General features: G+C 57.1%; 17 protein-coding genes. 3 read left to right on the top strand and 14 right to left on the bottom strand.

Annotated features, from left to right (window positions below; all coding sequences use genetic code 11):
* Window positions 1–2: 2 nt before the first annotated feature.
* From gmd to WFN61_RS11470, 10 genes are read right to left on the bottom strand one after another with little or no spacing between them, the layout of a single operon-like run.
* Window positions 3–1,124, bottom strand: coding sequence for a GDP-mannose 4,6-dehydratase (gene gmd / locus WFN61_RS11515; protein WP_144817247.1), 1,122 nt, complete (start codon window positions 1,122–1,124; stop codon window positions 3–5).
* 27 nt (window positions 1,125–1,151) lie between these two features.
* Complete coding sequence (wcaF, locus tag WFN61_RS11510) at window positions 1,152–1,700, bottom strand: colanic acid biosynthesis acetyltransferase WcaF (protein ID WP_337038694.1); 549 nt, start codon at window positions 1,698–1,700, stop codon at window positions 1,152–1,154.
* Between the two features lie 15 nt (window positions 1,701–1,715).
* Window positions 1,716–2,462, bottom strand: coding sequence for a colanic acid biosynthesis glycosyltransferase WcaE (wcaE, locus tag WFN61_RS11505; protein ID WP_144817245.1), 747 nt, complete (start codon window positions 2,460–2,462; stop codon window positions 1,716–1,718).
* Window positions 2,463–2,474: 12 nt separating this feature from the next.
* A complete protein-coding gene (gene wcaD, locus WFN61_RS11500) occupies window positions 2,475–3,695 on the bottom strand; it encodes a colanic acid polymerase WcaD (RefSeq protein ID WP_222888281.1) in 1,221 nt (406 codons plus the stop codon).
* The gene (wcaC, locus tag WFN61_RS11495) at window positions 3,670–4,887 is read right to left on the bottom strand and encodes a colanic acid biosynthesis glycosyltransferase WcaC (RefSeq protein WP_312235346.1); all 1,218 of its coding nucleotides are present in this window, start codon (window positions 4,885–4,887) and stop codon (window positions 3,670–3,672) included. Before wcaC ends, wcaD begins: the two co-directional genes overlap by 26 nt.
* Window positions 4,884–5,375 carry a colanic acid biosynthesis acetyltransferase WcaB gene (gene wcaB / locus WFN61_RS11490; protein WP_144817242.1) on the bottom strand — a complete coding sequence of 164 codons (492 nt, stop codon included), beginning with the start codon at window positions 5,373–5,375 and terminating at the stop codon, window positions 4,884–4,886. Before wcaB ends, wcaC begins: the two co-directional genes overlap by 4 nt.
* Window positions 5,375–6,220 (bottom strand): colanic acid biosynthesis glycosyltransferase WcaA, encoded by an 846-nt coding sequence (gene wcaA, locus WFN61_RS11485; RefSeq protein WP_312927648.1) that lies wholly within the window; start codon window positions 6,218–6,220, stop codon window positions 5,375–5,377. The genes wcaB and wcaA overlap by 1 nt, the downstream gene beginning before the upstream one ends.
* Window positions 6,221–6,248: 28 nt before the next feature.
* The gene (gene wzc / locus WFN61_RS11480) at window positions 6,249–8,411 is read right to left on the bottom strand and encodes a tyrosine-protein kinase Wzc (RefSeq protein ID WP_312273491.1); all 2,163 of its coding nucleotides are present in this window, start codon (window positions 8,409–8,411) and stop codon (window positions 6,249–6,251) included.
* 2 nt (window positions 8,412–8,413) lie between these two features.
* The gene (gene wzb, locus WFN61_RS11475; RefSeq protein WP_144817239.1) at window positions 8,414–8,857 is read right to left on the bottom strand and encodes a low molecular weight protein-tyrosine-phosphatase Wzb; all 444 of its coding nucleotides are present in this window, start codon (window positions 8,855–8,857) and stop codon (window positions 8,414–8,416) included.
* Window positions 8,858–8,862: 5 nt separating this feature from the next.
* Window positions 8,863–10,002 (bottom strand): polysaccharide export protein, encoded by a 1,140-nt coding sequence (locus tag WFN61_RS11470; RefSeq protein WP_144817238.1) that lies wholly within the window; start codon window positions 10,000–10,002, stop codon window positions 8,863–8,865.
* Between the two features lie 477 nt (window positions 10,003–10,479).
* Here WFN61_RS11470 and WFN61_RS11465 point away from each other — a divergent pair, with 477 nt between their 5' ends.
* Complete coding sequence (locus tag WFN61_RS11465; RefSeq protein ID WP_144817237.1) at window positions 10,480–12,060, top strand: TerC family protein; 1,581 nt, start codon at window positions 10,480–10,482, stop codon at window positions 12,058–12,060.
* 77 nt (window positions 12,061–12,137) lie between these two features.
* Here WFN61_RS11465 and asmA read toward each other — a convergent pair whose 3' ends face one another.
* From asmA to udk, 3 genes are all read right to left on the bottom strand, one after another.
* Entirely contained in the window at window positions 12,138–13,988 is a 1,851-nt protein-coding gene (gene asmA, locus WFN61_RS11460) for an outer membrane assembly protein AsmA (protein WP_312174878.1), read from the bottom strand.
* Window positions 13,989–14,029: 41 nt separating this feature from the next.
* The gene (dcd, locus tag WFN61_RS11455) at window positions 14,030–14,611 is read right to left on the bottom strand and encodes a dCTP deaminase (protein ID WP_042389830.1); all 582 of its coding nucleotides are present in this window, start codon (window positions 14,609–14,611) and stop codon (window positions 14,030–14,032) included.
* 118 nt (window positions 14,612–14,729) lie between these two features.
* Complete coding sequence (gene udk / locus WFN61_RS11450; RefSeq protein ID WP_222888288.1) at window positions 14,730–15,371, bottom strand: uridine kinase; 642 nt, start codon at window positions 15,369–15,371, stop codon at window positions 14,730–14,732.
* Between the two features lie 344 nt (window positions 15,372–15,715).
* Between udk and WFN61_RS11445 the strand changes: the two genes are divergently transcribed.
* Window positions 15,716–19,045 (top strand): diguanylate cyclase, encoded by a 3,330-nt coding sequence (locus WFN61_RS11445; RefSeq protein ID WP_312282683.1) that lies wholly within the window; start codon window positions 15,716–15,718, stop codon window positions 19,043–19,045.
* Here the strand turns inward: WFN61_RS11445 and alkA are convergent.
* Window positions 19,027–19,896 (bottom strand): DNA-3-methyladenine glycosylase 2, encoded by an 870-nt coding sequence (gene alkA, locus WFN61_RS11440; protein WP_312282684.1) that lies wholly within the window; start codon window positions 19,894–19,896, stop codon window positions 19,027–19,029. The genes WFN61_RS11445 and alkA overlap by 19 nt on opposite strands.
* Window positions 19,897–20,009: 113 nt before the next feature.
* Here alkA and yegD point away from each other — a divergent pair, with 113 nt between their 5' ends.
* Complete coding sequence (gene yegD / locus WFN61_RS11435) at window positions 20,010–21,359, top strand: molecular chaperone (protein ID WP_312174868.1); 1,350 nt, start codon at window positions 20,010–20,012, stop codon at window positions 21,357–21,359.
* Window positions 21,360–21,444: the final 85 nt, after the last annotated feature.

Here is a 21,444-nt window from a genome sequence, read left to right as displayed (position 1 = left end):
GCTCAGGACTCCAGCGCGATGGCAACCTCGTAGCCGTGGGACTTCAGCAGCGAGTGCTTCTTAGCGGCTTCCAGATCCTTGGCGACCATCTCAGAGACCATCTCCTGCAGGGTGGTTTCCGGCTTCCAGCCCAGCTTCTCGTGCGCCTTGGTCGGATCGCCGAGCAGGGTTTCAACTTCTGCCGGACGGAAGTAGCGCGGATCGACGGCAACAATCACATCGCCCGCCTTCACGCCCGGCGCGTCATGGCCGGTGACCGAAACAACAATGCCCTTCTCGTCTACGCCGGTGCCTTCAAAGCGCAGCTTGATGCCCAGCTGTGCTGCCGCCATCTCAACGAACTGGCGAACCGAGTACTGCACGCCGGTAGCGATAACGAAATCTTCCGGGTGATCCTGCTGCAGCATCATCCACTGCATTTTCACGTAGTCTTTGGCATGGCCCCAGTCACGCAGGGAGTCCATGTTGCCGAGATAGAGGCAGGATTCGAGGCCCTGGGCAATGTTGGCAATGCCGCGGGTGATTTTACGGGTCACGAAGGTCTCGCCGCGGCGCGGGGATTCGTGGTTGAACAGAATGCCGTTGCAGGCGTACATGCCGTAGGATTCACGGTAGTTAACGGTGATCCAGTAGGCGTACAGTTTGGCAACCGCATACGGTGAGCGCGGGTAGAACGGCGTGGTCTCTTTCTGCGGGGTTTCCTGCACCAGACCATACAGCTCAGAGGTGGACGCCTGGTAGAAGCGGGTCTTCTTCTCAAGGCCGAGGAAGCGGATCGCCTCCAGCAGACGCAGGGTGCCCATGCCGTCAACGTCGGCGGTATATTCCGGCGACTCAAAGGAGACTGCTACGTGGCTCATCGCCCCCAGGTTGTAGACTTCGTCCGGCTGCACTTCCTGCAGGATACGGGTCAGGTTGGAGCTGTCGGTCAGATCGCCATAGTGCAGATGGAATTTCGGGTTGGTGGCGTGCGGATCCTGGTAGATGTGATCCACGCGTTCAGTGTTAAATGAGGAGGCGCGACGCTTGATGCCGTGAACCTCATAGCCTTTCTCCAGCAGCAGCTCTGCCAGATAAGAGCCATCCTGCCCGGTAACGCCGGTGATGAGAGCGACTTTAGACATAATTTTATTCTCCAGACTTATCAGAAATTATTCAGTTTCTACGCGTTCGCGTATCACCACTGCGGGATTGCCACGGCAGATGGCGTTGGCCGGTAGCGATTTAAAAACGCTGCTCCGCGCCCCTACCACCGTGCCGCTGCCAATCGTGACCCCTGGGGCAACGAAGACATCCGTTGCCAGCCAGCACTTCTCGCCAATCACGATAGGCGACGCGTTAATATCAAAATGCGCGCTTAAATAGTCGTGACTGCCGGTACACAAATAACACTTTTGTGACACTACCGAATTCGCGCCGAGGGTAATCTCGCCCAGCGTATATAAAACGGCCTCGTCCCCTATCCAGCTATGGTCTCCGAGGGTTAATTTCCACGGATAGGTAATTTTTACCGATGGTCGGATCACTACGTTTTTTCCGATTTTTGCGCCAAACAGACGCAATAAAAAAGCACGCCAGCGATACATAACCTGCGGTGACCAGGCAAATAAGGTTGCCTGCACCGCCCACCACAGCTGAACTTTAATCGCACTCGCCCCTCGGAACCCTTTCGGTACCGAGAATCCTTTTAGATCCTGCATGGTTATCCCTTATATTTAGGCTTTGTGATATAAGGCTTTTGTCTTTCCGGTGGTACGCACGCGTAAGAAATAAGAGAGCTGCGCCCAGAAGCCGGGCACGCGCAATATTTTACGCTGGACTTTTCGCGCATCGTCGCAGAGCTCAAGATTATTCGAGGTTGAGACGCCGCCCATAGAAAACTCTGATACCAGGCCCTTAATGCGTTTAAAGGGGTAGCCCGCTTTAAACATTCTGGCGGCTAACGCATAATCCGATGACACTTTATATTGCAGATCGTAGGGATAGGTTTTTAACCCGCTCACCGGGAAAAAGATCGCCTGATGGCTCGCCGGCAGGCTGTGATAAATATACCAGCCGTGCTTGGCGCTGCGGCGTATCTTGGTGCCGTCGCCGAAATCCAGCAGCGCGTCGCCAATGTACATCGCCTTCTCGCGCTCGTCCGCCAGCTGGCGAACCACGTCGGCAACGTCCTCATGGAAAATATCGCCCGAGTTAAGGAACAGGGCAAAGCGCCCTTCAGCCAGCGCAACGCCCTTGTTCATGGCGTCATAGATGCCGTTATCTTTCTCGCTGACAAAGCGTAAGTTGTATTCCCCGTTGAGGTTTTCTAAAAACTCACGGGTGCCGTCGTTAGAGCCGCCGTCCACCACAATCCACTCAAAGGTGATGTCCTTTGCCCGTGCCAGGTGGGCCAGTGAGGCATGTGTTTTCACCACGCCCGCATAGTTACGGAAGGCAACGGTAATGACACTGAGCAGCATGTTTTCACCTCATCAGGATTGAGTAATATTAAGCGCCTTGCGCAAAATAAACGGGCAAACGATCAAAAATGCGTATTCCGGGCTAAAAATCGAACCGGTAAAAAAGAGTGACACCGGCATAAATAGATAAAGCTGAACACGATAATTCTGATTATTACCAAAAGCGTTGACCATCATTTTTAAGACTTTACTCATGTACCAAATGGTCAGTACTACAGCGCACCAGGAAAAATAAATAATCAACAGATACAGGCCATTGTCTATTGTTTTTCCGACGTCCGCACCGTTAAAGATTCCGAATGATGCAACATATTCATAAAGCGATCCAAAACGTACCGCGCCATCGATATTGGTTAATGCGCTGCCGACCATCGCCAGCGGACCGATGATTCGATAATAGGAAGAGGAGCCTTCCGTACCGAGATCGCCGAGTCGTTCGGAAATATACGGAAATGCAAACACGATACCGACCATAAAAACGGCTAACGATATTATTGCCAACGGCAGTTTTTTCTTAATCGCCTCTTTATTCAGATACTGAAACGCCCACTCCAGCAAATAAAAGAGAATAAAGGTCATTACGCCAGAGAAAGATCCTGAGAGAACTATCCCTGCCAGAATCATACCATCAGTTTTAGGGGTCTTGATACCAAACTGTTTGATGCTGAGCCAAATTGAGATTAATGCCAGAGCGAAGAAGGCCGGTTCAAAATAGAGCGCCGTGGTTCGCTTTCCGCCGAACTTGATAAAATTCAAAACGTAGCTGTTGGAGTAGATCAAATATTTCGAAATGGTTTCCATCAGGCTGCTGCCGCCGGAGAGAATAATCTGCGCCATCTCCATCGCCGCCAGGGTCACGATCAGCCCCACTACCATGTAGAAGAAGCGCAGGATCTTACGGTAGTTGTGGGGCGAGACGACCTTAAAGCGAATGCTCCACACCATCCCGATAATAATGACGATGTTGATAAACAGCAGCGTAGAGGTCGCGTACTTGCTGGCGTTAAACGACCGTCCGAACAGGTAGTTAAAGACGGTCAGACCGGCACCTATCCCCAGCGCGATCAGCAGCTTCTTAACGCTGATCTTATCGACGAAGAGCAGCAGCAGCACCGGTAAAAAGGTGACGATAGTAATGGGGAAGCTCTCCCCCAGCTGAGCGATTTTAACGTTGACCAGCAGATAGGTCAGCGGCAGCAGCAGATAGCTACAGACTCTGATAGAACGCGACATACTCCTCCAGCATCTGCTCTCCGCTATAGGCCTGACGGCTGCGCGCCCGGAACGCCGCCAGCGAGGTGCCAAACACCGCCTCGGCAATCTCCGCTTTTGGCCGCTGGACCAGATCCAGCACCTCACTCTCGCTAAAGGTGGTGCCGCCGGATTTGCGCAGCACCTCGTGCGCCGCGTCGCTGTGGGTCGCAATTACCGGCACGCCAATCGACAGCGCCTCGCACAGGATCAACGGATAGTTATCGACCCGGGAGCTAAACACCAGGGCATCCATCTGGTTAAGCTCGCTCATCAGCTGGCGCTTGTTGGTTAAAAAACCGTGGTTGATGACGTTCTCGCCAGCAAAGGGGGAGAACTTGCCGAAGGTGTGCAGCTCAATGCCGCTGCCAAGGGCCATCATTTTTTGGACCAGCGCCTGATTAGTTTTACCGTCATAGCGCAGGTCGTGGGCGACAACGGCTATTTTAGGTGCGCCCTGGCTGGGCTCTATCAACGGCAGCTCGGCGAGGATCGCCTCGGTGGCGACATCGATACCGTTGTTAACAATCTTGCAGCGATCCGCGCCGTAGATGCTGTTGAACGCGTCGGCCACGTGCTGGCTGGGAGAGATAAAGTGACACCCGAGGGCGATCATCTCGTTAAACAGGCGACGTTTGCCTGCCACCAGGCTATGGGCACGATCGATTTTCACCGGCGGATAGTTATCCAGCGTTGGACAGGTCTGACAGTGGTTTTTCCACCCTTCGCAGCCGTCGGTAAATGCACAGCGGCCGGTCACGCTCCAGTGATCGTGCAGTGTCCAGACCAGAGTCACGTCACGACGGCTGGCGGTTATCCGTTGACAAAATGCCACCACCGCCTCCAGCTTCAGCCAGTAGCTGTGCATCACGTGAAAGTGCAGCACCACCGGCCCCTCAGTGCGGATCACATCGAGATAGAGGCTGTTGAGATCGCCAAACAGATCGCGGTTAAAGAGACGGAACAGCGCCAGGTTAGCAATCGAGGTCAGGCGCGGCGTGTGCTGGATCACCTCTGGATAGCTGTCATGGCTGACGCTCTTCCTGCCGCCTTTGCCGTAGCCGTAGACAAAGCGCGAACGCATACCCTGCTGTAAAGCGCGCTGATGCAGGTCAAGGGCCACGCCTGCTGCGCCCCCTTCGGCGAGGCGCACGTTAAACTGTAAGATATTCATTGTCTCACCTTCACCCGGGCTTTCTCTCCTGTCACCAGCGCGTTGTCCGGGATGCTGTCCAGCACCACGCTACCTGCCCCGATGGTGACGCCGTTGCCAATGGTGATATCACCAATGATGACCACGTTTGCTCCCAGCTCCACGCCGTTACCAATCACCGGGCAGGCCAGACTGTCACCGCCTCGGTTGCCAATGGTGACGCCGTGACGAATGGTGAAGTCATCCCCGGCCACAACGTTTTTATTGATCACCACGGCATAGCCGTGATGAATGGTAAAGCGCCGTCCAATGGTGGCTGCGGCCTGGATCTCATAGCCAAACAGGCACTCGGTGATAAAGCGGTAGAGCAGCAGCACCGGCGCGGCCCAGATGTTGTTAATGACGTTTTTTTTGCGCCACACCGAGCAAAAATGCGCGATACGGTAGGCCATGACCATGCAGCAGGGGCGCAGGCTCCAGTGGTTTGCGCGAAAATCTTCCAGGCGCATTATTTACTCCGTAACCCATAAGCCAGGCGCTTGCCGTTGCGCAGGGAGAACAGGGTCAGCAGCGTGCGCAGGGTCATCCGCTTGTTGCGGATCTGATAGAGCGTAAAGAGCTGGTACTTCTTGCTGGCACGATCGAACTTATCTTTATGCTTGCGATAGAAGTGGAAGTAGCCGGAGAACTTCTTCGGCGAGGTGGTGATCTGCATCTCGCCGTGGTTGATATGCAGGATCTGCGTGGCCTCGTCGACCTTCCACGGCTCGCCATACTCGACCACCATGCGCAGGAAGATGTCGTAGTCCTGAGCCGCCTTCAGATCGACGTCAAACAGGCAGGCCTTGAAGCGCGAGGCCAGGGTAAAGACCTGGTTGCCAATAATGTTGCGCTTGTAGAACAGCGTGCGTGAATAGGGCGACTTCGGGTAGAGCGGCAGGCTGGCCGGCTGGGCGTAGACCTCCCCTTCGCAAACGTAGTCGTTGGCGTAGAGGAAAGCATGGGTCACCAGCTGGTGCTTGTGCGCAAGGAAAACCGACAGGCGGTCCGGCGTCCACTCGTCGTCATCGTCGATACCGGTGATGTAGTGGCCACGCGCCTGTAAAATCGCCTGGTTACGTACCGCACAGGCACCGGAGTTGAACGCGTTACGGACGTAGGTCACGCGCGGATCGTCCAGGTCAGCAACATACTGCTCAAGCTGTTCAAAATTCGATGAGCAGTCGTCGACGACGATCATCTCCCAGTGCGGATAGTCCTGGCGTAAAACCGATTTGATAGCGCGGATCGCCAGCTGCTGACGATTCCATGTCGGCATATAAATCGAGATCGTTGGGTAATTAGCGGTTGTCATTTCTTGTCCCCGAGGTTGCCTAAGATGCTTATTTGGCGTCCGATTTGTATTCGTACTCGTAGTAGCCGTAATCCTGATATCCCGTCGCCCGCCGGAAGATAGAGTTAAGGATCACGCCTTTCACCTGAATGCCGTTCTGCGCAAAGCGGCTCAGGCTGGTCTCCACCTCTTTCAGGGTGTTAACGGCATAGCGCGCCACCATCAGGGTGGTGCCTGCATGCCGTCCGACCACTGCCGCATCGGTCACGGCGAGAATTGGCGGAGTATCGATCAGCACCAGGTCATAGTGGCTGCTGGCCCATGCGATCAGCTGAGCAAAGCGTTCGCTCATCAGGAGCTCGGAAGGGTTAGGCGGCACCTGGCCACGCGGCACCAGATCGAAGTGGGTAATGGCGGTCGGCTTAACGCAGGTAGAGAAATCCCCCTTCCCGGCCAGAATGTCCGACAGACCGTTGACGTTATCAGTGCCGAGCAGCTCGTGGGTGTAGCCCTTGCGCATGTCACAGTCGATCATCAGCACGCGCTTGTTGGTCTGACTGATCACCGCCGCCAGGTTGGCACAGACGAAGGTTTTACCGATTGACGGGCTGACCCCGGTCATCATCAGCACGTTATTGCTGGCCTGCATCATGGCGAAGTGCAGGCTGGTACGCAGGCTGCGGATCGCTTCGATGGCAAGGTCGGTGGGGTTGCCCACGGCCAGCAGCTGGCTCTGTTTGAAGCGCTTGGTACCTTTATGGGTGTTGACGCTGTCACGCGCTTTTTGCCACTCGGAGAGCGGAATGCTGGCGTAGACGCTGATGCCGTTCTCCTCCAGCACCTGCGGGCTTTCGATACCGCGATTGAACAGCGAGCGCAGCAGCACGCCAACAATAGAGAGCATCAGGCCAAGGATAATGCTGCCAAGAATAATCAGCGCCTTTTTCGGCTTCAGTACGCCAGGCTGATCGATAGCCGGATCGACAATGCGAACATCCCCTACCGTACTCGCCTCGGTGATCTTCAGCTCCTGCTGCTTATTCAGCAGCTGCATATAGACCTGCTGACCGGACTCAACGTCACGGGTCAGGCGCACAATTTCCTGCTGCGTTTTTGGCATCGCGGAGACGCGACCGCTGAGGCGATCCTTCTCATCTTCTAACGCGCGGCGTTTCTCCAGCAGCGTGCGGTAGGCCGGGTGCGCTTTGGTATAGAGCTTGGAGATCTCGGCCTCTTTGAACGTCAGCTCGTTGAGCTGGGCATCGATGTTGACCATGGAGTCCAGCACCGCCTTGGCCTCCAGCGGCAGGTCTACCGAATCCTTGTCCTGACGGAAGGCATTGAGCTTGTTCTCCGCCGCATCGAGATTCGCCCGCACTTCCGGGAGCTGTTTCGCAAGGAAGGCCAGGCTTTTAGCCGCCTCTTCCGACTTACGCTCAATGTTTTGCGCCAGATAGTTACGGGTAATGCTGTTGAGAATGGCGCGGATCTGGTTGCGATCCTCACCGGTGTAGCTCAGGCTGAGCACTCCGGTATCTTTACCGTTCTCCGTCACCGACAGGTTGTTTTGCAGATTATTGATGACGCCCAGCGTGGAGAATTTAGATACCGTGAATTCGCTGCCCTCCGCTGCCTGGATAGCGCTGACTTCAAAGGTGACGCCCTCCTTTTGCAGCAGCTTGCCTACCTCACCGCGGGCGCTAAACCCGGCGTCGCTGGTTAGCTGATACTGCTTCGGCCCCAGCACGCTGAGGGTAAAGACCTCTCCGCCTGCCCCCTTGGGCAGCGTAAAGGTAGTGACCTTAACGGTTTCGTTCTGGCGGCCCTGAAGGCGATCCCAGCCTGCGCCAAAAATGGGAAAGGTGTTTTTGGTCACGCCGATATCGAGATCGAGATCGTCAACCGTCTTGCCCAGCACCATCCGCGACTTAATCAGCTGGATCTCGGCATCCGAGGCGGGAGGCTTGTTAGAGAGCGCGCTGTTGAGATTCTGCACCAGTGAGCCGCCAGCGTCCTGCTCAATCTGCACCAGCGCATCAGCGCTGTAGATCGGGGTGGCAAACAGGGTATAGATCGTCGCCGCCAGCGCGAACAGGGCCGTAATGCCCAGCACCCACCAGCGCGCCTCGATAACAGTTCCCACAAGGCGGCCAATATCGATCTCATCACTGCCCGTCTGTGGGGCAGCAGCATGGTGTAATTTTTCTGTCATGGTTATCCCTGCTGAACGTGCAACGCCTGCGCCCACTGGCGGGCCGAGCGATCGAGTAAGGTGTAGACGGCCTCAAAGGCCTCCCGGCTTTTGCGGTAGGGATCGGGGATCTCACGCTCGCCGTCCCAGTGACCGAACAGCATCACCTTGCCGCGCATCTCCGGTGCGATTTCGCACAGCGCGGCGATATGGCGCTTCTCCATCACCAGGATCAGGTCATACTCCCGGCACATCTGCCCGGTGAGCTGGCGCGCGCTGTGTCCGGCCAGCGACAGCTGGTTATCCTGCGCCACGCTGGTCGCGGTGGCGTCCGCACCTTTTCCTACCAGCGCCCCGAGACCGGCAGACTCCACCGTCAGAGCAGGCTGATAGTGTTTCAGCAGCCGCTCACCCGTCGGAGAGCGGCAGATATTGCCCACGCATACCACTAAAATTTTGTTAAACATGAGCGTTACCAGTTGTGAACGTCGCTGGCGGTGTCGGTCATGTAGCGAACGCCACTGATCGTCGGCAGCAACTGGTTGATAAGACGGTTCCAACGGGTAACCGGCGCGGTGGTGACGTAAACCACGTCGTAAGGCTGAAGCCGGAACTCCGTCGCCATCACCAGCGAGGTGGCATCGGACATATCGAGCTGGTAGATATTGGCCATCTTGCCGCTGCGACCGCCGTCGCCTTTCAGCGGACGGATCACAAAGATACCGCTGGCATCGGAGGCAGTGAGATCCAGACCTTCGGCCTGGCCCAGCGCTTCGGTCAGGGTCATACCGCTGAAGTCCATCTTGAGGGTGCTCTGTTTTTTCACTTCGCCCATCACGAACACTTTCAGATCGTCATTGCGCGGTACAAACAGAATGTCCCCTGGATAGAGCAGGCGGTTCTGGCTAAGGTCGCCGTTCTGCATCAGCGCCTGCAGAGAGATGCGCTGCTCGCGGCCATCATGGGTAAGCACCACGTTGCGCCAGTCGGCGGTATCGGTCAGGCCACCGGCGGCGTTAATCGCATCCAGCACGGTGAGCGGCACGTTAGTAATGGCCTGCTGGCCCGATTTATTAACCTGGCCGGAGATATAGGCTTTCTGCGAGCGGAAAGCGGCGATATTAACGTCCACCTGCGGGTCGGCGATGTACTGCGCTAAACGGCCGGTAATATCACTGCGAATTTCAGCAAGGGTTTTGCCCACTACGTGGACTTTGCCAATATAGGGGTAGAACATGGTGCCGTCGGGCTGCACCCAGTTACCGGCGTCGCTGGAGCTGCGGTACTGCCCGGCAGGAGTGGTGAGCTCCGGGTGATCCCAGACGGTGACGCTGAGGACGTCACCCGGTCCTACGCGATACTGGTAGCTGGAGATCTCCTGGTCCAGCGACATATTGGGCTGCGCAACGGTGGGACGGGGTCGAAGCTGTTCTACCAGTCGGGGAGTCAAAGGATAAACATTTACCATGCGGTCAAGATCGAAGTCAGCATCTTGCTGTTTAATCACATCCTTACCCATTGTGGTCATATTGCTTCCGGGGAACACCGTGCAACCACTCATCAAGGCCACAGATACCAATAATGGCATCAATTTCATTTTGGATTTCATCATTGATTATTTATCACTTTGGCAGAGTAATTATCCTGTGCAATTTAATTAGCGCTGCTTTCGCCGCACATTTAACAGAATGCATTTAATTACTGTTAAATATAACTGGCATCAGTCCTAAAAAGCGCCTGGTCAAATGCAGCCGATTGATAGCATGAGCGAAGGTGATTAATACCCCTTATGATCCAGAGACATAACGTTTAACCACGGGCGGACAACGCCGGGCAGGACAACGGCAAAATAGTTTAGTAAAGTAGCGCGTTAACGCTGGAAGAATTGTTGCAGCTAAAGGAATTACAGGCAAGGCTCCACTTTGTCTGATGCCAGTTTTTAAGAATAAGATTAAGTCGCTATTTTTGCGCTTTTAGGAATTACTTCATATTGACAAAAAAAATAGACACATTTACATCTGCGATATATCCTAAATTCTATTCCCGCTGAGTCGGGTAGTTATTTTTTCTGGAGGATGAAAAACGTATTATGGAATGGATTGCCGATCCATCAATCTGGGCCGGGCTGCTGACGCTGGTCGTGCTTGAGCTGGTCTTAGGCATTGATAACCTGGTGTTTATCGCCATCCTGGCCGAGAAGCTGCCCCCTGCACAGCGCGACCGGGCGCGGGTCACCGGTCTTGTGCTGGCGATGCTGATGCGCCTGCTGCTGCTGGCCTCTATCTCCTGGCTGGTAACGCTCACCACCCCCCTTTTCTCACTGCGCGGCTTCAGCTTTAGCGCGCGAGATCTGATCATGCTGTTTGGTGGCCTGTTCCTGCTCTTTAAGGCCACGGTCGAACTCAACGAGCGGTTAGAGGGTAAAGACAGCGACAACCCGACCCAACAGCGCGGGGCGAAATTCTGGCCGGTGGTGGCGCAGATTGTCGTGCTGGATGCGGTCTTCTCGCTGGACTCGGTGATCACCGCCGTAGGGATGGTCGATCATCTGCCCGTGATGATGGCGGCGGTAGTGATTGCCATTGCGCTGATGCTGCTGGCCAGCAAGGCCCTGACGCGCTTTGTGAACAGCCACCCTACTATCGTGATCCTCTGCCTCAGCTTCCTGCTGATGATCGGCTTTAGCCTGATTGCCGACGGCTTCGGGTTCCACATTCCGAAAGGCTATCTGTATGCGGCCATTGGCTTCTCGGTGATCATTGAGGCCCTTAACCAGTTGGCGATCTTCAACCGCCGCCGTTTTCTCTCTGCTAACCAGACGCTGCGCCAGCGCACCACCGATGCGGTAATGCGCCTGCTGAGCAATAAGAAAGAGGATGCCGAGCTGGACGTGGAGACCTCGTCTCTGCTGGTGGATCACGACGATAGCCAGATCTTCAACACCCAGGAGCGCCTGATGATCGAGCGGGTGTTGAACCTTAACCAGCGCAGCGTCAGCAGCATCATGACCTCGCGCCATGACATCGAGTATATCGATCTCAGCGCCCCGGAAGAGGAGATCCGTGCCCTACTGGACAAAAACCAGCATACCCGCATGGTGGTCACCGGTGGCGACGAGCATGAGGATCTGCTGGGCGTGGTGCACATTCTCGATCTGCTTCACCAGTCGCTGCGCGGCGATCCGCTCAACATCAACGTGCTGATCCGCCAGCCGCTGGTCTTTCCCGAGGGGCTGCCGCTGTTGCAGGCTCTGGAGCAGTTTCGTAACGCGCGCACGCACTTTGCCTTTGTGGTCGATGAGTTCGGCTCCATCGAGGGGATCGTGACCCTTAGCGACGTGATGGAGACCATCGCTGGCAACCTGCCGAACGAGGTAGAGGAGATTGACGCCCGCCACGATATCCAGAAAAACGCCGACGGCAGCTGGACGGCAAACGGTCATATGCCGCTGGAAGATCTGGTGCACTATGTGCCGCTACCGCTGGACGAGAAGCGGGAGTATCACACCATCGCAGGCCTGCTGATGGAGTACCTGCAGCGTATTCCTAAAGTCGGGGAGGAGGTGCAGGTGGGTGATTATCTGCTGAAAACGCTTCAGGTAGAGAGCCATCGCGTACAGAAGGTACAGATTGTGCCGCTGGAGACAGAAGACGCGGACTACGAGGTGTAACGCCGCGCAGAGTGGTCAATGCCCGGTGGCGCTACGCTTACCGGGCCTACAAACCACAAACCATTACCCGCCTGATATTAAAGCTTGTCGATCAGCTTTTTAATATCTTTGCTGCGCTGGCTATCTTTGTTGCGATCCGCCCAGTCGCTAAGACGGCGTTTCGCTTCATCCTGCAGATGCTTACGCAGAACCTGATCTACTTGCAAGCTGTAACTGAGCGCCTGCCATTTGCCATAGACGCGCAGCGGGATCGGCGTATTGCGCAGGAACTCGATCAGCTTGCCATCGCCCTTCCACCCCTCGGTGACCTGCACGCTGAAGCGCGTATCGCAGAGCTGTTTCACCAGGTCGAGCGAGCCCTCACCGGAGAGATTGAGCATCGCTGATTTCCCCTGCATATCGTTGAGGGCCATCTGACCGCGATCGAGGGTCAAATCCGTGCTGAAGCTATCGAGTTTTGTCGCGCTATCGTAGTTCTGCTCAGCCTGCACATCGCTGCTGCGGGCCACCGCCTGCTGGATAAGCTGCTGGAAGTTCAGCCCCTCCATGCGCGTGTTGGCCATCTCAACGTGGGCGCTCCCCTGCCAGCTGCGGCGAAACGCCTCGGCATCTATCCTGTCGCCTTTAAAATCCCCCGCCAGCGACAGCTTACCGGTCAGTGACAGCGGATAGTTAAAAGCTTTCAGCACCGTGCCGATCTCAACGTTATCAAGCTGCGGCTGGAAGGCGCTTTTTGGCATTTTGCCCCGAACGTCAAGGCTTCCCGGCAGCGAGAGCATGCCCTCGCCTAATTTTCCGGTCAGGGTCGAGAGCGTCAGCAGGCCGGTGTTATTGGTGATATGGCTGCTCACGTTGGTAAAATCCATACCGCGCCAGCGCACTTTTTTCGCTGCCAGCGACAGATTTGCCGTAAAGCCGCGCAGGCTGCTGTAATCATCGCCGTCCATGTCCCGGGCGATAACCGGACGCGGCGGCGCGATCGTGCCCTGCCCCTGCTGCGCTGCGGTGGCGTTAGTGGCCGGGTTGGTCACCGCCCCCAGCAAATTCTCCAGGTTTAGCGTGTCAAACGCCAGATCCAGCACCCAGTCAGGTTTATCCCCTAGCGTCACGCTGCCGCTGCCGGTCACCGCGCTGTCATTGGCGGTCATATTCAACTGGTTAAAGATGAGCTGCTTTTTCGCTTCGCGCCACTGGGCCTGGAAGCTGCCCTGCCCGGTAATGCCCTGAGCAGGGACGTCGCCGCCCTGGAGCTGCCAGTTAAGCTGCTCAACGACGGCGGTTAAATTATAGGGGTAGTCAGCGGCGTTCACGCTCGCCTTCAGCGCCAGGGTCAGGTCGCGCTGGTTGCGGTTGATCCGCCCCGAGAAGTCGACGTTGGCGTGATAGTTTTCGTCCTGGTCCATCTTCAGATGGATATTACGCACCGTTACCTGCTCGTCGTCCTTATGCTGGAAAACCAGCACGCTGTCGGCAATTTGCAGATGGGAGACAGCCCATGACCAGCCGCGATCGCTCTCTACCTGCGGCAGGGCGTTCTCCTGCGGCGCAACCGGCGCGTCTTTTGGCTCTGACGCCTCGGTTTGCGGCGTAAGCTGAACAACCGCGCCCTTTAGCATCACCTGCTTAACGTGCAGCTGGTGGGAGAGCAGCGGCAGCAGCTCTACGTCCAGCCGCATGTTGTCCGCCGTAACCAGCGGCTGCGGTGCGCCTGGCGCCGTCAGCGACATGCGGCCAGAGAGAATGCTCAGCCGGGGCCAGACGTGCCAGCGCAGCGGCTCGTCAAGCTTCAGCTGATAACCGCTGCGCGACTCAACGTGTCGCACCATGTAATCCCGAAAGTCGTTCGGGTTCACCAGCAGCACCAACGCAGAGAGGCCGGCGACCAGCACGACCAGTAAAATCATCAGCGTGGTTAACACTCTTCTCATGGCATCCTCAACGAGCAGCTATTACATCGCGCAACAGGCGCTCAGTCTTTATCAATTCGGCTAGCCACCGCGCCCTGCTGGTCGCGATACTTCGCGTCCTGGCGACGGTTATAGGGCCGCGCGGCCGGGCCGGAAAGTGGCTCAAAGCTCAGCGCGCCGATAAGCATACCCGGACGCAGCGCCAGCGGCAGCTTACCGGAGTTATAGAACTCCAGCACGATGCAGCCGGACCAGCCCGGATCGATACGGTGGGCGGTAACGTGCACCATCAGGCCCAGCCGCGCCAGCGAGGAGCGGCCATCCAGCCAGCCCACCAGGTCCGCTGGCAGGGTCACGGACTCAAAGGTCACCGCCAGCGCCAGTTCGCCCGGGTGCAGGAAGAAGGCATCGCCTTCTGCCAGCACAATCTCATCGCTCATCACCCGATCCAGCGCGGCGCTCACCTCATCCTTGGGACCACTCAGATCGATAAAGGCAGCGGTGTGGCCCCGGAAGGTGCGAAACTTGTTGCCCAGACGCACGTCCACCGTCGCACCGTTAATGCGTTCTACCGGCGGGCGCGGGGTAATCGACAGGCGGCCATCGTCCAGCCAGGCTTCAATATCGCGATCACACAAACGCATAGCACTTTCTCCTTAGGTGCTGCCCGTCCGACTAAGTTCGGTCTGGGCAGGCAAGTTATCTCTGAACGGTACACAATTCGCGCCGTTTATTCAAAACCAGACGGTTTAAAAAGCCCGGTTATTCAAAAAACTGGCTGATTTTGGCCTTCAGGATATCGATAGCAATGCGGTTTTTACCCCCGCGCGGCACGATAATATCGGCGTACTGTTTGGATGGCTCAATAAACTGCAGGAACATCGGACGCACTGTCTTCTGATATTGTGCCATCACCGAGTCCATGGAGCGGCCACGTTCGTTGACGTCACGCTTGATACGGCGCATCAGGCAGATATCCAGTGGGGTGTCGACAAAGATCGAAAAGTTCATCGACTCGCGCAGGCGCGCATCGGTCAGCAGCAGGATCCCCTCAAGAATGATCACTTTCTTGGGTTCAATGAGAATGGTCTCGTTGGTACGGGTGTGCTCAACGTAGCTGTACACCGGGAGCTCAATGGGATTGCCGCCTTTCAGGGTCTGCAAATGTTCGAACAGCAAACTGTGATCCATGGCGCTGGGATGGTCGTAGTTCGTTTTAACACGCTCTTCCATCAACAGGTGACTTTGATCCTTGTAGTAGCTATCTTCTGGGATAACGCCAATATGTTCATCACCAACCTGTTCGCGCAACTCGCGGTAAAGCGTACTGGCAATGAGACTTTTACCTGAAGCGGATGCGCCGGCGATGCCGATAATGACGCACTGATGGGACTTATCAGTCATAAATTTTTGCGACCTGATTAACCTGGAAGTAAAGAAGGGAGACGCTATAGCGTCAAACGCGGCAATTATAGGGATTTCGCTCTCGTGATACCAGTCGAATGCGCAAACGTCTGTCACAACGGCGCTAATCTGGCATATTACCCTTTTCGCAAATTAAAATGTTTAATTTTACAGCGTTCAGTTGCCTTTTTTGGCAGACTAAGTGATTAATAACACTATGATGTCAAATTATGAGCGGTCACCATAGGAATTGTAAATTGTTTGTACTAGCATAATCCAAATTTCAATTTTACCCGTCCGGGCGTTATGAACCTGGCGGCACAGGGACTGCGGATAAAGCGGTAATGAATAAACAATACCAGCGCGTTTTGGTTACTACCCCAAATCCCCTACTGAGGTTGCTCAGTTTAGGACTGGTGACCTTTATCTTTACCCTGTTTTCCCTTGAGCTGACCCGTTTCGGTACCGTTCTTGCGCCGCTGTGGTTTACGACATCTATTATGATGGTGGCCTTCTACCGCCACGCCGGGCGCATGTGGCCGGGCATCGCCATCGCCTGTACGCTGGGCAGCCTGGCCGGGTCGTTTGTGCTCTTCCCCGCAAGAGAAATCAACCTCTGGTATCCGGGAATCAATATCATTGAGGCGCTGACGGGCGCGGTGCTGCTGCGTAAGATGCTGCCGTGGTATAACCCGCTGCAAAACCTGAGCGACTGGATCCGCCTGACCATCGGCAGCGCTGTGATCCCTCCCCTGCTCGGCGGAGTGCTGATTTGCCTGGTGTCCGGCAGCGAAAACCTGCTGCGCACCTTTATGATATGGGTGCTTTCAGAATCCATCGGCGCACTGGCCCTGGTCCCGCTCGGGCTGATGTTCAAGCTGCACTACCTGCTGCGCCACCGCAAGCCGCAGCTGCTGCTGGAAACCCTGGTGACGCTGGCCGTGACGCTCTTTCTCAGCTGGCTCTCGATGACCTATCTGCCGTGGCCCTTTACCGCCGTTATCGTTCTGCTGATGTGGACCGCCGTTCGGCTGCCGCGCCTGGAGGCCTTTCTTATCTTCCTCGTCACCATCATGGTGGTGTCGCTGATAATGACCCATAGCCCCATCGAGTTTACCAATTTCAACAGCAGCGCCATGCTGAACGCGCCCTGGCTGCCGTTCTTGATGATCCTGCTGCCGGCCAACGTCATGACCATGGTGATGTACTCTTTCCGCGCCGAGCGTAAGCACATTACTGAAAGCGAGGCCCGTTTTCGTAATGCGATGGAGTACTCCGCCATCGGCATGGCGCTGGTGGGCACGGACGGTCAGTGGTTACAGGTCAATAAAGCGCTGTGTAGTTTTCTCGGCTACTCCCAGGATGAGCTACGCCTGCTGACCTTCCAGCAGCTCACCTGGCCTGAGGATCTCAAGAGCGACCTGGAGCAGCTTGAGGCGCTGGTGCGCGGTGACATTGACAGCTACTCCATGGAGAAGCGCTACTACACCCGCACAGGGGATGTCGTCTGGGCGCTGCTGGCGGTGTCGCTGGTACGCCACCCGGACGGCACGCCGCTCTACTTCATCTCCCAGGTTGAGGATATCAACGATCTGAAGCACACCGAGTGGGTCAATAAACGGCTGATGGAGCGCATTACGCTGGCCAACGAGGCCGGGGGTATCGGTATCTGGGAGTGGGATCTGGAGCCGGACATCATCAGCTGGGATAAGCGCATGTTTGAGCTTTACGAGCTGCCGCCGCACGTGAAGCCCACCTGGAAGCTCTGGTATGAGTGTGTGGTACCGGAAGATCGCGAGGAGGCCGAGCGCATTATCCGCGACTCACTGGTTGCGAGAGCGCCGTTTAAGCTTGAGTTTCGTATCCATGTAAAAGAGGGAATTCGCCATATCCGCACCCTGGCGAACCGGGTGCTGAATAAAAACGGCGAGGTTGAACGGCTGCTCGGCATCAATATGGACATGACCGAGGTGAAACAGCTCAACGAGGCCCTGTTCCAGGAGAAAGAGCGCCTGCACATTACCCTCGACTCCATCGGCGAAGCGGTGCTCTGTACCGACGTGGAGATGAACGTCACCTTTATGAACCCGGTGGCGGAAAAAATGAGCGGCTGGCAGCAGCAGCACGCCATCGGTCAGGCGTTGCTGAATGTGCTGCGCATTACCTTTGGCGACAACGGCCCCGCGCTGGAAAACATTCATAGCGGTGATATATCACGTTCAGCTATCGAGCAGGACGTGGTGCTGCACTGTCGCAACGGCGGGACCTACGATATTCACTACAGCGTGACGCCACTTAGCACCCTTGACGGACACAACATCGGCTTCGTGCTGGTGATCCAGGATGTCACCGAGTCCCGGAAGATGCTGCGCCAGCTGAGCTATAGCGCCTCCCATGATGCGCTGACCCATCTGGCGAACCGCGTCAGCTTCGAGAACCATCTTAAACGCCTGCTGCACACGGTGCAGGAGACGCATCAGCGCCATGCGCTGGTCTATATCGATCTCGACCGCTTTAAGGCGGTGAACGACACCGCAGGTCATGCGGCAGGTGATGCCCTGCTGCGGGAGCTCTCCTCCCTGATGCTTAGCATGCTGCGCTCTACCGATATCCTGGCCCGTCTCGGCGGAGATGAGTTTGGCCTGCTGCTGCCGGACTGCAATATTGAGAGCGCCCGCTATATCTCCGGGCGCATTATCCATGCCATCAATGACTACCGCTTTATGTGGGAGGGCCGCCTGCACCGCATCGGCGCGAGCGCTGGGATCACCCTGATTGATGAGAGCAACTGCCAGGCCTCAGAGGTGATGTCCCAGGCGGATATCGCCTGCTACGCCTCGAAAAACAACGGTCGTGGCGTGGTCACGGTGTACGAGCCGCAGCAGGATCATATGCATCACAACCGCAGCCTGATCTCTCTTGAGGAGCAGTCGCGGATGATCCGCGACAACCACCTCCTGCTGGTGGCGCGCGGTGTCGCCTCCCCGCGGGTGCCGGAGTCCTGCAACTTCTGGCTGCTCTCACTGCGCCTGTGGACCAGTGAAGGGGAAGCCATGGAGGAGCGCGCCTTCCGTTCCGGCCTCGCCGAGCCGGAGCTCATCCGCGCCCTCGATCGCCGGGTGATCCACGAGTTCTTCACCAACAGCGCCGCCGGGGTAGTACGTAAAGGGGTCAGCGTTGCCCTGCCGCTCTCCAGCGCCGGGCTGGCCAGCCGAACGGTCATAACTGAAATCATTGAGAAGCTCACGCAGAGCGGAATGCCTGGCCGCCTGCTGCACTTTGTGATCGATGCCGATGCCCTGATGCGCGAAGAGAGCAGCATCGGCGACGGTCTCGCCAAACTTCGTCAGGCGGGCTGCCGACTCATTATCAGCCATATTGGGCGCGACCTGGAGATCTTTAACCATCTCATGCCGCAGATGGCGGACTACGTGCTGCTGGAGCCGGAGCTGGTTAACAACGTGCACGGTAACCTGATGGACGAGATGATGGTGACCATCGTGCAGGGCCATGCTCACCGTCTGGGGATGAAGAGCATTGCAGGGCCGACTAACCAGCCAATGATGATGGATACCCTCTCTGGCATTGGCATTGACTACATCTTCGGGGACACCATCTCCCAGGCCCAGCCGCTGGATCTCATGCTCAACACCAGCTATTTTGCCATCAACTGATCCTCATCAGCTGACGGCTGCCAGTCCGGGGTGTACCAGATATGCAGCAGCGCATAGGAGCGCCAGGGCTGCCAGCGTTGGGCATAGCGGCGGATCTGCGCCGGGGTCATACCCGCGAAGCGCTGCTTGATAGCGTAGTCGTCGGCCAAAAAGATATCTTTCGCCTGCCAGCCGCGCATCGCCAGATAGTTTGCTGTCCAGCGCCCTATGCCAGGAAACCCCTGCAACAGCTTCACCCCCTGCTCGATATCCGCCGGAGCCTGCACTGGAAACTCACCGTCGAGGGTGGCGCGGGCCAAATTAATCAGCGCCTCGGCGCGCTTAAGCGGCATCCCGAGCGCCTTTAACGCCGCGGGATCGGCCTGGACCAGCGCCTCTGCCGTCGGGAAGCAGATGAAACCCGGCACCTCTGCCAGCGGCTTTCCAAGGCTCTCCACGACCTTGCCGGTCAGCTTAGCCGCCATCGCCACGCTGACCAGCTGGCCAAGGATCGCGCGCACGCCCTGCTCAAAGGTATCCATCGATCCCGGCAGTCGCAGGCCCGGCCTCTGCTCTCCCAGCGAGCCAAGGGCGTGAATAATCTCCTGCGGATCGCAGGCGAGATCGAACAGACGCCCCAGCCGGGCCAGACACGCCTCGGCGACCGGCAACAGCCCATCGCTAAGGGTAACCCGCAGCGTATGATTAGCCTCGTCCGGCTCGGCGGTGACGATCCCCCGGTGCTCACCTATCGCAAAACTGCGCACGTAGCGGCCTTCGCTGACCACCTCTACGCCAGTCACCGCACGCGCCTGTAAAAAACCCAACATCCACGCCCAGTCGTAGGGCGGCTTCCAGCTCAGTGTATACATGGTTACTCCTCTCACTCTTATTTCAGCTTAAGCGCCCCGCCACTTTTTTGCTTTGCTTTCATAATCCTTTCGGCTAAAGTCGCCCCCCTTCTTCACCGGCATGGGGAACTTTCATGTTTATTGGTTTTGACTACGGCACGGCAAACTGCTCCGTTGCGGTAATGCGCGACGGCATCCCGCAGCTCTTAAAAATGGAAAACGGCAGCACGCTACTGCCGTCGATGCTCTGCGCCCCGACGCGGGAAGCGGTCAGCGAGTGGCTCTACCGCCACCATGACGTCCCCGCCACCGGGAGCGAAACCCAGGCGCTGCTGCGTCGGGCGGTGAACTTCAACCGCGAAGAAGATATCGAGGTGCTGCCGGGCAGCGTGCAGTTTGGGCTCCAGTCGCTGCAGCAGTACGTTCAGGATCCGGAAGAGGTCTACTTCGTTAAATCGCCAAAATCCTTCCTCGGTGCCAGCGGCCTGAAGCCGCAGCAGATCGCGCTGTTTGAGGATCTGGTCTGCGCCATGATGCTGCATATTCGCCAGCAGGCCGAGAGCCAGCTGCCGGAGGCTATCGATCGCGCGGTGATTGGCCGTCCCATCAACTTCCAGGGGCTGGGGGGCGATGACGCCAACGCCCAGGCGCAGGGGATCCTGGAGCGTGCCGCCAGGCGCGCAGGCTTTAACGAGGTCGTATTCCAGTACGAGCCGGTCGCCGCCGGGCTGGATTTTGAAGCCACGTTGCAGTCCGAGAAGCGCGTGCTGGTGGTGGATATTGGCGGCGGGACCACCGACTGCTCGCTGCTGCTGATGGGCCCCCAGTGGCACCAGCGCCAGGATCGCGATACCAGCCTGCTGGGGCACAGCGGCTGCCGCGTCGGCGGTAACGATCTCGATATTGCGCTGGCCTTTAAGCATCTGATGCCGCTGCTGGGCATGGGCGGCCAGACCGAAAAGGGTATTGCCCTGCCGATCCTGCCGTGGTGGAACGCGGTAGCCATTAATGACGTCCCAGCCCAGAGTGACTTCTACAGCAGCGCTAATGGTCGCTTGCTCAACGACCTGGTGCGCGACGCCCGGGAAGGGGATAAGGTGGCGCGGCTGGTGAAGGTGTGGCGTCAGCGCCTTAGCTACCGCCTGGTGCGCAGTGCGGAAGAGAGCAAGATTGCCCTCTCCGACAACCTGCAAACCGAGGCCCGTTTGCCGTTTATCAGCGACGAGCTGGCAACGGCGATCACCCAGGAGGGGCTGGAGACCGCCCTCAACCAGCCTCTGACACGGATCCTTGAGCAGGTGCAGCTGGCGCTGGCAAGCAGCAACGAGACGCCGGATATTATCTACCTGACCGGGGGCAGCGCCCGCTCACCGCTGATCAAAAAGGCGCTTGCCGACGCCCTACCCGGCATTCCGATTGCCGGCGGCGACGATTTTGGCTCGGTCACCGCAGGCCTCGCCCGCTGGGCGCAGGTAGTGTTTTAAAAACGTCCAGCGCGTTCCACATCCCCAGGCCGGGTAAGGCGTAGCCGCCACCCGGCACTTTCATGCCCCCACGCTGCAACGCCCG

It is taken from the genome of Pseudescherichia sp. AS216, assembly GCF_037152055.1.
Classification (GTDB): domain Bacteria; phylum Pseudomonadota; class Gammaproteobacteria; order Enterobacterales; family Enterobacteriaceae; genus Pseudescherichia.
This window is presented reverse-complemented; position numbering and strand designations above follow the sequence as displayed.

Bases quoted from the DNA above. Each gene is read 5' to 3' on its own strand.
- gmd (WP_144817247.1), bottom strand. From the start codon at position 1,124: ATGTCTAAAGTCGCTCTCATCACCGGCGTTACCGGGCAGGATGGCTCT.
- wcaF (WP_337038694.1), bottom strand. From the start codon at position 1,700: ATGCAGGATCTAAAAGGATTCTCGGTACCGAAAGGGTTCCGAGGGGCG.
- wcaE (WP_144817245.1), bottom strand. From the start codon at position 2,462: ATGCTGCTCAGTGTCATTACCGTTGCCTTCCGTAACTATGCGGGCGTG.
- wcaD (WP_222888281.1), bottom strand. From the start codon at position 3,695: ATGTCGCGTTCTATCAGAGTCTGTAGCTATCTGCTGCTGCCGCTGACC.
- wcaC (WP_312235346.1), bottom strand. From the start codon at position 4,887: ATGAATATCTTACAGTTTAACGTGCGCCTCGCCGAAGGGGGCGCAGCA.
- wcaB (WP_144817242.1), bottom strand. From the start codon at position 5,375: ATGCGCCTGGAAGATTTTCGCGCAAACCACTGGAGCCTGCGCCCCTGC.
- wcaA (WP_312927648.1), bottom strand. From the start codon at position 6,220: ATGACAACCGCTAATTACCCAACGATCTCGATTTATATGCCGACATGG.
- wzc (WP_312273491.1), bottom strand. From the start codon at position 8,411: ATGACAGAAAAATTACACCATGCTGCTGCCCCACAGACGGGCAGTGAT.
- wzb (WP_144817239.1), bottom strand. From the start codon at position 8,857: ATGTTTAACAAAATTTTAGTGGTATGCGTGGGCAATATCTGCCGCTCT.
- WFN61_RS11470 (WP_144817238.1), bottom strand. From the start codon at position 10,002: ATGATGAAATCCAAAATGAAATTGATGCCATTATTGGTATCTGTGGCC.
- WFN61_RS11465 (WP_144817237.1), top strand. From the start codon at position 10,480: ATGGAATGGATTGCCGATCCATCAATCTGGGCCGGGCTGCTGACGCTG.
- asmA (WP_312174878.1), bottom strand. From the start codon at position 13,988: ATGAGAAGAGTGTTAACCACGCTGATGATTTTACTGGTCGTGCTGGTC.
- dcd (WP_042389830.1), bottom strand. From the start codon at position 14,611: ATGCGTTTGTGTGATCGCGATATTGAAGCCTGGCTGGACGATGGCCGC.
- udk (WP_222888288.1), bottom strand. From the start codon at position 15,371: ATGACTGATAAGTCCCATCAGTGCGTCATTATCGGCATCGCCGGCGCA.
- WFN61_RS11445 (WP_312282683.1), top strand. From the start codon at position 15,716: ATGAATAAACAATACCAGCGCGTTTTGGTTACTACCCCAAATCCCCTA.
- alkA (WP_312282684.1), bottom strand. From the start codon at position 19,896: ATGTATACACTGAGCTGGAAGCCGCCCTACGACTGGGCGTGGATGTTG.
- yegD (WP_312174868.1), top strand. From the start codon at position 20,010: ATGTTTATTGGTTTTGACTACGGCACGGCAAACTGCTCCGTTGCGGTA.